Origin of the sequence: Arthrobacter sp. (assembly GCF_031179385.1) — a bacterium.
GTDB lineage: Bacteria > Actinomycetota > Actinomycetes > Actinomycetales > Micrococcaceae > Arthrobacter_D.
In genome coordinates, this window is the sequence record NZ_JAPSHV010000005.1 from 52,197 (window position 1) to 60,973 (window position 8,777).

Annotated in this window: 11 protein-coding genes; 8 read left to right on the top strand and 3 right to left on the bottom strand. The window is 63.5% G+C overall.

Translation table 11 applies throughout. The features are described from left to right. The first annotated feature begins 2 nt into the window (after positions 1-2). The 5 genes from RIF85_RS02065 to RIF85_RS02085 all read left to right on the top strand — a co-directional run bounded on the left by RIF85_RS02065 (position 3) and on the right by RIF85_RS02085 (position 3,700). Positions 3-752: a hypothetical protein gene (locus RIF85_RS02065; protein WP_309070248.1), complete on the top strand. Its 750-nt coding sequence runs from the start codon at positions 3-5 to the stop codon at positions 750-752. Next, positions 749-2,380, top strand: coding sequence for a RecQ family ATP-dependent DNA helicase (locus RIF85_RS02070; protein WP_309070249.1), 1,632 nt, complete (start codon positions 749-751; stop codon positions 2,378-2,380). Before RIF85_RS02065 ends, RIF85_RS02070 begins: the two co-directional genes overlap by 4 nt. Continuing rightward, positions 2,377-3,081, top strand: a complete 705-nt coding sequence (locus RIF85_RS02075) for a hypothetical protein (protein WP_309070250.1) — start codon at positions 2,377-2,379, stop codon at positions 3,079-3,081. The genes RIF85_RS02070 and RIF85_RS02075 overlap by 4 nt, the downstream gene beginning before the upstream one ends. 3 nt (positions 3,082-3,084) lie before the next feature. Further along, on the top strand, positions 3,085-3,288 hold the full coding sequence (locus tag RIF85_RS02080) for a hypothetical protein (RefSeq protein ID WP_309070251.1): 204 nt from the start codon (positions 3,085-3,087) through the stop codon (positions 3,286-3,288). 73 nt (positions 3,289-3,361) lie between these two features. After that, a complete protein-coding gene (locus tag RIF85_RS02085) occupies positions 3,362-3,700 on the top strand; it encodes a DUF6504 family protein (protein ID WP_309070252.1) in 339 nt (112 codons plus the stop codon). A 5-nt stretch (positions 3,701-3,705) separates the two neighbouring features. Here the strand turns inward: RIF85_RS02085 and RIF85_RS02090 are convergent, their stop codons facing one another. Further along, complete coding sequence (locus tag RIF85_RS02090; protein WP_309070253.1) at positions 3,706-4,788, bottom strand: LLM class flavin-dependent oxidoreductase; 1,083 nt, start codon at positions 4,786-4,788, stop codon at positions 3,706-3,708. Continuing rightward, positions 4,785-5,417 carry an isochorismatase family protein gene (locus RIF85_RS02095; RefSeq protein WP_309070254.1) on the bottom strand — a complete coding sequence of 211 codons (633 nt, stop codon included), beginning with the start codon at positions 5,415-5,417 and terminating at the stop codon, positions 4,785-4,787. Before RIF85_RS02095 ends, RIF85_RS02090 begins: the two co-directional genes overlap by 4 nt. A gap of 130 nt (positions 5,418-5,547) precedes the next feature. Between RIF85_RS02095 and RIF85_RS02100 the strand changes: the two genes are divergently transcribed. After that, positions 5,548-6,510 (top strand): helix-turn-helix domain-containing protein, encoded by a 963-nt coding sequence (locus RIF85_RS02100; protein ID WP_309070255.1) that lies wholly within the window; start codon positions 5,548-5,550, stop codon positions 6,508-6,510. Positions 6,511-6,555: 45 nt separating this feature from the next. Here the strand turns inward: RIF85_RS02100 and RIF85_RS02105 are convergent, their stop codons facing one another. Further along, a complete protein-coding gene (locus RIF85_RS02105) occupies positions 6,556-7,632 on the bottom strand; it encodes a winged helix DNA-binding domain-containing protein (protein WP_309070256.1) in 1,077 nt (358 codons plus the stop codon). A 49-nt stretch (positions 7,633-7,681) separates the two neighbouring features. Here RIF85_RS02105 and RIF85_RS02110 point away from each other — a divergent pair, with 49 nt between their 5' ends. Further along, positions 7,682-8,344 carry an alpha/beta family hydrolase gene (locus RIF85_RS02110; RefSeq protein WP_309070257.1) on the top strand — a complete coding sequence of 221 codons (663 nt, stop codon included), beginning with the start codon at positions 7,682-7,684 and terminating at the stop codon, positions 8,342-8,344. Between the two features lie 29 nt (positions 8,345-8,373). Continuing rightward, positions 8,374-8,777, top strand: a 404-nt coding sequence (locus tag RIF85_RS02115; protein WP_309070258.1) for an alpha/beta hydrolase, incomplete at its 3' end; no start/stop codon positions are given.

Sequence of the window (8,777 nt, forward strand, 5' to 3'; positions counted from 1 at the left end):
CTGTGGGCCTTGCTTTGACGGGATCCCTGGTCATCGCTCTGGTGCTGGCCGGATTGCACCTGGCCGCTCCACGGATCCGCAAGCTGCCCCTCGTACCCGAGGGTGTAACTGGTTCGTTTGCGGGAGGACTCGCGGTTGCCTACGTCTTCCTACACCTGCTGCCGGAAATCGCCGAGGGCAACGAGGCGGTCGGCGACCTGCTCGAAGACACCATTGAGGTCACCCCGCTTTTCGACCTGGGGATCTTCGTCGTGGCTCTCACCGGCTTTACTGTCTTCTACGGTCTGGACCGCCTCGCGACCACCCGACGGAGACGCAGACGCCGCGATTCCGCAGGAGCCTACTGGGTTCACCTCGGTGCTTTTGCCTTCTACAACACGCTCATCACCTACACGATGGCTCTGCGCGTCGAGACTGGTTATCTGTTCGCGATCCTTTTTGCCATCGCGATGGGTCTCCACTTCGTGCTCACGGACCGCCATCTTGAGGAGCACTACCCGCACAGGTTCGCGTCGAGCGGCCGGCTCGTTCTTGCGGGCGCGCTGCTTATTGGTTGGCTGTTGTCGGCGGTCTTTGCGCCGACAAGCACAGTGGTGGTTGCCATCCTCACAGCGTTGCTCGGCGGATCGGTACTCCTGAACGTTTTCCGGGAGGAGTTGCCGTCGAACCGCGGATCAAGCTTCCCCTGGTTCCTTGGTGGCCTCATCATCTACTCAATCCTTCTTGCTCTCATTACGGCGGTTGCACAATGAATCCGAAACTCGATCAGACCGCGCGGGAACTCTTCGGCTGGGACTCCCTTCTTCCGGGACAACGCAAGGCACTGAACGCGGCCGACGACGGCAGGAATCTCCTCTGCGTCCTCCCCACCGGCTATGGCAAATCGGCCATCTATCAGGTGGCGGCCATGTCAGTTCCGGGAGTCGCCGTCGTCGTTTCGCCGTTGATCTCGCTGCAGCGGGACCAGGTGGAAGCCATCAACGAGGCGCTCGGCGAAGTTCGCGCGTACGTGCTGAACTCGACAGCGTCCGACGCCGAGGTCGACGAAGCATGGGCAGCCGCCGAGGACTCCGACGAAGAGCGTCGCGCCAAGTTCCTGTTCCTCGCGCCGGAGCAACTGGCACGGGAAGAGGTAAGCGAGCGGCTCAAGGCCCTGGACGTGTCATTCCTCGTCATCGACGAAGCCCACTGCGTCTCCGCCTGGGGTCACGACTTCCGGCCGGATTACCTTCAGCTGGGTTCCCTCGTGCGGCGACTCAAGCGGCCGGTTATCGCACTGACCGCAACAGCCTCACCCCCTGTTCGGCAGGAAATCCTCGAAAGGCTGAAGCTCGACGACGCACTCGTCATCGCGGAAGGTTTCGATCGACCGAACCTGCACCTCAGCGTTCACCAGCACGAGTCGGAGCGGGACAAGAAGCACGCAGTCCTTGAGCAGGTGACCTCGCGTGAAGGCCAGGGACTGCTGTACACCGCCACGCGCCGGCAGACGGACGAATACGCACAGGAGCTGAGGGATGCGGGCCTGCGTGCTGATGCGTACCACTCAGGACGGAAGAAATCTGAGCGAACGGCATTGCATGACGCATTCCACGCCGGTGAACTGGACGTCGTGGTGGCTACCACCGCGTTCGGCATGGGCATCGACAAGCCCGACGTACGGTTCGTCATCCATTCCGACATTCCAGATTCTCTCGACAGCTACTACCAGGAAGTGGGTCGGGCGGGGCGAGACGGGGATCCTGCCGACGTCGTGCTGCATTATCGCCAGGAGGATCTCGGGATCCGGCGGTTCTTCGCAGCCAAGAGCGTGCAGGAGGATGGCCTCCGCGAACTGCTCGCTGCGCTCCGGTCGGCCGATGGCTCTCTTGATGCCGCGGGCATCCGGGAAGCAACCGGACTGACTCAGCGGAAGCTGTCGGGACTGCTGAATCAACTGCTTGAGGTGGGGGCTGTCCGAGAGCGCAGCGGGAAGTACCGGGCCGCAGCAGATGACGCGGACCAGGTGATTGCCGACGTCGTCGAGCATCGCAAGCGGCGGCAGGAGGTGGACCGCTCACGGGTGGAGATGGCGCGGCAGTACGCCGAGTACCGGGGGTGCCGTCGCCGGTTCCTGCTCGGCTACTTCGGCGAGGAGCGCGAAGGCCTGTGCGATGCCTGCGATAACTGCGACACCGGCCGCTCCGCCGATCACCACGAAGAGGCTGAAAACCAGCCCTTCGCGCTGCAGAGCACCGTGCGCCACGGGGAGTGGGGCGAGGGCGTGGTCATGGGCTACGAAAACGACGTCGTCACCGTACTGTTCGAGGAGCACGGCTACAAGTCATTATCCGTACCGCTCGTTGAAGAGAAGAAGCTGCTGAAAGAGGTGCACTCGTGAAAGCCCTGCCCGTGCTATCAAGGGCGGGAGGACACGGGTTGAAAGCGGTCTTCGCCGGGATGAAGGTGTTCAGGCCGCACCGGCCGATTCACTCCCACGGCGTGTTGCTCGAGGGCACCCTTACCCATTCGCGGGTCTTCAGCGGCGAGGAATGGCTGGACAATTCCGATGAGGAGCAGGTTCTTGCGCGCGTCTCCCGCTCAGTGGGACTGCCGGATGCCCTGCCCGACGTCGTCGGCCTGGCTTTGCGTATCGGTGAGGCCGATGTGTTGCTGTCCACGACCGGAGGCGGGGTGCCCGGGCGCTTCATGATCCTTCCGCGTCGCTCGGTAGTGGACGGACCGTTCACCTCACTGATGCCATTCCGCGGAAGCGGCGGGCCAGTCTTGCTGGCAGTGCGCCGGGAGGGTCCTGGCCCGGACCTCAGGACCCTTTCCGAGCTTCGCTCCTACGACGGCGAACTCCAGTGGGGCCTGCATTACAGCCGGCTGCGCGGTCCCTGGACCCGCTCCGGCACTCTACGGCTGAGGGTGTGTGACGATCAACACCGGGACCCCCGGTTCGACCCGATAGGACACCCTCCAGCAGGCCTCAGCTCCTACACATGGGCTCGAGAATTGCGGGTTCCGTCATACGCTCTCGCGCAAGAAACACAGCATGGCTACACTTCGGAGAAGAACACCGCTCAGCCCCGAAAGTGATCCATGGAAACCAACCACAAGATTTCCCCGGAAGACCCCTTCCCCGAAGACCTAACGGTCCTGGACGACGTCGAGGTGGAAGTGCTCAACAGCCGGATCCACCGGGAGCTTGAGGCCGAATACGCGGAGGGCTTCCCAGAGCCCGAAACCGAAGCACGGCTTGAGGAAGTCAACCTCGAGCTGAACCGCCGTGAGCAGGAGGGCTGAGCGGGCTCACCCGGATGACTTAATCGAAAATCTGTTCTAGTTTTAAACCCGGCACTGAAGAAGGTGAAGGGTTATGACGGCGCAGCACATCGAAGAGGTCCAGCCGGGTTCGCGGTCCCTCAATGAGGAGGCTGACGTACGTTTCACCTCCAGGGGCGCACCCCTGGCGCTTCGCTGGCGGGCGAGCATCTGGCAGGTGCTCGGGGAGCCCATGCACTGGACCAGTTCCCGGAGTTGGTGGGAACCGGGCCAGGCCGGAAAAATGGGGCAAGGCAGCGTCATGACGCTGCAGTACTGGCGCTTCCGGGCGCAGACGGGACCGGCGTCCCCCATCCTTGTTTTCGATATCTGCAGCGACCCGCGATGGGAGGGCTGGCGTCTGGTGCGCATCACGAACCTCGGTGCGGGGTGATGCGGTTACAGGCTGGTCGCCCCGGTGGTACTCATGCTGTAGTGGTCGGCCACCAGTTCCAGAGTGCGTGATTGGGCACGGCGGGAGTGCCCCTGAACGACAAGCATGATTTCGTCGACGCGAGTGTGAGCGTGGAGCTCCTCGAGGCTTTTTGCCACCTGCTCCGGTGTCCCGTGCAGCGTCTGATCGGTGTACTCATCGAGGATCGCTTGTTCCTGCGTGCTGGCGCGGAAAAGTTCGACTTCCTCAGGGGGAAGCACGGAAAAGGTCTTGCGCTGGAACATCCTGAGCATCGCCATGGCCAACGTCGCAGATTGGCGGCGCGCCTCGACTGGGTCTTCGTCAGCAATCACTCCGACGCTGACCAAGCTATAGGGTTCAGCGAGGCACCTCGACGGGCGGAAGTTCTCCCGGTAGATGCGCAGGGCGTTGAGTACATCGGCGCGCCCGAATTGAAGTGCGAAGGCATAGGGTCGACCGAGTTCGGCAGCCAACCGTGCTGAATAGACTGAGGATCCAAGGAGCCAGAGGTCAGCGGTAGTCGTCTCGCCGGGGAGCCGGTTCTGCTCGGCCTGCCATGGTCCAGGCACCGCCGGAACATTCCGGTAGGGGTGGTCCTGCGGGAAGTCGTTGTTCAGAAATCCAAGGAGCTCGGCAATCTGTTCAGGGAACGCATCGTTGGCCGCGTGGTGGCGGCGCAGCGCGGCGGCTGTTCCCGCGTCCGTACCGGGCGCTCGCCCCAAGCCGAGGTCGATCCGCCCGGGTGCAAGCGCGCTCAGCATGCCAACCTGCTCTGCGATGACCAGCGGTACATGGTTGGGAAGCATGATCCCGCCCGCTCCCAGTCTTATTCGCTGCGTTTCTCCGATGAGGCGCGCCACCATGAGCTGTGGTGACGAAATGGAAGCTCCGGGCATGGCGTGGTGCTCAGACATCCAGAACCGTCGGTAACCCCGCTCGTCCGCCAGCTTCGCCAACGCAACTACATCGGCGAGTGTCTCCCCCGCGGAGTAGCCCACACCGGTGAGGGCATTGTCGAGGACGGACAGCGCGAAAGGTGCGGTGCCCGAGAAGTGTGCATGGTTCACGAAGCGCGCTCAGCCCCAGCCATGGCAGAACTACCCAGGTCGCTTCCCTGCAGCGCTTCCTGCGCGTTGACGGCACTGATCCAGGCATCGGTGGTGCCCACCTGAGCCCAGTTCGAATTCAACAGGGTGAGCAGGGTGGTGTGCACCGTCTTCGCATCGACGAAGCCGGCGTCATTGGCTAGGTTGATCGCCCCGGTGGCGTCAGAAAGCACTTCGGTGGTGAACCCAATCGCTTCAGCCTCAACGGCCGAGCCCAGGATGCAGTTATTCGTCATGTATCCGACAAGGGTGACGGTGTCGACGTCGTTCTGGCGGAGCCAGTCGGTCAGGTCGGTACCGGCGTACACAGAGCCGTACTGCTTCACGACGCTCTTCCACTCACCCGTCCGCCGGCTCTCGACTTCGGGGTGCAGTTCGAATTCAGGAGAACCGGGCGCGAAGACGGGAGCACCCTCACCGGCGGTGTGCTGAATGACCGCGATTGGCATGCCCGCCGCGGTGGCGGTGTCGATTGCCGCTGCGACTCGCGGCAGAGATTCTTCATGCGGAGGGTACTGGATCTCAAAGATGCCGCCGAAATACTGCTGCTGAACATCAACGAGGACGAGGGCGCGGCGCGGAGTAGCCATAGTTCACAATCTCCCGGGTAGAGGTAACCGGCCTGATGGCCATGAATCAATCGTCCCGGCAAGCGCCGGGGGCCGACAGTGGCACAACGGCACATGTACGATGGATTTAGGCCAAAGAATGGAGCCCTACATGCGTATCGCTGTTTACGCCTTCCATGGTGTGACGATGTTCCATCTCGCCGTCCCGCAGATGGTGTTCGATGAGGTCACCCGGCAGGGGCTCGCCGACTGGACCACAGTGCTTTTCTCGGATCACCCCGGCTCGGTCCGCACTGCCGAGGGTTACGAATTGGGAGGCGTGCAGGGACCCGAGGTCGCCGAGGACGCTGACGTAGTGGTGGTGCCCTCCTGGTTCGACGACGGCCGCCCGCTCAGCGGTGGTCTGCGTTCAGCGCTGCAGAGCGCTCATGAGCGCAACACCGCAGTCCTCGGACTGTGCCTCGGAGCGATCGCCGTCGCCGACGCGGGCCTTCTCGCCGGACGCCGTGCCGTTACCCATTGGCAGGCATTCACGACCCTGGCTGACCGGCACCCGGATATCTCCCTCGACCAATCCGTGCTGTACATCGACCACGGCGACGTCCTCACGTCAGCGGGAACCGCATCGGGGCTGGACGCATGCCTGCATATCGTGCGGGACCGATTGGGAGCGGACGCTGCCAATCAGGTGGCGCGCAGTCTGGTCGTCGCTCCACACCGCGAGGGTGGACAGGCGCAGTACATCGAGCACCCTGTCCCGGAGCGGGCCGGTGACGATCCCATCGCACGCGTACTTGAATGGTCGCTGGCCAATCTTCGTGAACCGCTTACAGTCGAGCGCCTGGCTGACCAGGCACACATGAGCCGCCGAACCTTCGTCCGCGCGTTCCGCGCGAAGACCGGGGCAACACCGGCAGGCTGGATTCGCAGCCATCGGCTCGATGCCGCCAGGAGACTCCTGGAGACCTCGGACTTGTCCATAGACCAGATCGCGGCCGACTGCGGCTTCGGCAATGCCGTGACCTTCCGGCAGAACTTCGGAGCGGCCTTCTCCACCACTCCTACCGAATACAGACGCCGGTTCACCACGCGTCCTGGTCCGACGACGCGTTGATAGAAGTCGGCCATGGGCTTACCGCTTTCGCACGGTGGCACCGTATCAGGAGGTGAGGAAGCGCTCGTAGGCCGCAATGGCGACGTCGAACACATGAGTGTCACTGATGTCGCTCTCCAGGAAGGGCGAGATATCAGCGGTCGAGTTGCCGGGGCTTCGACGCCACGTGCCAACAGCCTCCCCCTCCAGAACAAGGGTGGGCTTGAAGACCCCGTTCTTGGCCAGCATGACGCGCGCTGCGTATTCGCGGGGAAGCGTCAAAGCCCTGTCCTGATAACCGAGAATGTATTCGTCATAGCCAGGCAGCAGGAGCCCCCGCTGGGGGCTTGATTCCGGCACCAGTTCGGCGGCGGCCCAGTAGGTCGCGCCGTCGTAGACGTACTCCGTCAACTCGCTGCGGGCGAGCGCCAGCCCCTGCTTGGCGTCAGCGACGGTGAGCTTGGACCACCAGACGAAGTCGTGCAGCGTTGCAGGACCATGGCCTGTGAAGTAGCCGAGGACAAACCGTCGAAGCGCCTCGTCCCGATCCGGTTTCAGGCCCTCGGACGGCGCCCATTCGTCGAGGAGCACCAGGGCTTGCTGGCTTCCGGCGGGAGGTCCCCAACAGACGACCTGGGTATGCGCGAGGTACCAAATGATGTGATATCCGCGTTGACCGGCCGGGGAGATACCGGCCCGGTCCAGGGTTTCAAGGAACTCATCGCGCGGAAGTTCGAGGCCCCCTGCGAGCGCCTCACGCGCTACGTCTCCGGCGCCCTCAAGGGTCCGCTGGTCCAACTCCAGCTCACCCAGGCGCCTCGTCGCCGACCTCAGCATCCGCTCACCGGTCAGGCTCAACATCCAGCGAAGGTCGGCTGGACGCACGAAGTGCAGGGTTCCTCGGATCGGATAAGAACGCACTACCTCGGCGCTGTCAAGAACGGCAAGGATGTCCTCCCGACTGGATCCGGGCACGCGCAAACCGACTGCCCACAGCGCCTGCCCGAACTCCTGTGCCTGCACAGCGAGCAGTCTGCTGACCACATCCACAGCGCCCGGTGCGGAACCGTCGTCGTTTGTGGCGGAAAAGTGACTGGCCAGCCGGAGCTGCACCAGGTGGTCCCGGGTTATCGGCGCTGCCATGGCTCAAGTATGCGTCGAACAGAAGCCGAACCTACGGCATGATGGGCAGATGGCTTCCTCAGAGCGCTTCACGCTACAGGTTGACGGCGCTGATTTCACCTGCGCGTACTTCCGGCCGGACGGGGCCACCGCGACCGTCGCGATCGCACACGGGGCCGGCGCCGGCATGGATCACCCCTTCCTGATCGGCTTCAGTGATGCCCTGAACGCTGCGGGACTGGCCACGATGCGCTTCAACTTCCCCTACATGGATCAGGGCAAGCGGTTCCCGGACCGGCCTCCGAAAGCGATCGCCGCCTGGCGCGAAGTGATGGCCAGCGCCGAAGAGCGCTCCGACGGCGAACCGGTGTGGGCCTGCGGGAAGTCCTTCGGCGGGCGCATGGCATCCATGGCCGTGTCCGAGGGTATGGAGGCAGCAGGCCTCGCGTTCCTCGGATATCCCCTTCACCCGCCGGGGAAACCGGAGAAAATTCGCGATGAGCATCTGTACAGCGTCGGAGCTCCCATGCTGTTCCTTCAGGGCAGCAATGACTCCTTCGCCCGGAAGGACCTTTTGGACGCCGTGATCTCGAAACTCGAGGGAAGGGCAACCCTGCAATCAGTGCCCGACGCCGACCACTCCTTTGCGGTCAAAGGCACCAGGCGGAGCCCTCAGGAGATCGGCGCGTCACTCGCGCCGGCACTGGTGTCGTTCATTGCGCGTAATGCCTGACCGTCAGCTTGAGTGGGTACGGTGAAACCATGCCAATTTCAGTCCCTTCGAACCTGACGTTCATTCCCGCCCGGGACGGCGAGGAAACTCCCCGACCGGCCATACTTGTTCTGCCGGGAGGCGGATACGGGCAAACCTCAGCCCACGAAGGGGAACCCGTCGCTGAATGGCTCGCCGGGCTTGGCGTGCACGCTTTCGTGCTCCGGTACCGGGTTGCACCTCATCAGCACCCGGCACCGTTGTCCGACGCGAAGGAGGCGATGCTGTGGATCCGCGGCGGGGAGCACGGGATAGCCGTCGACGCTGACCGTGTCGGAGTCCTGGGGTTCTCTGCAGGTGGGCATCTCGCGGCAACCCTCTCTACCGACACCCCATGCGGGGATCCACATCTGGACGTCACCGGAGCAATTCCTGACCTTTCGGTCCTCTGCTA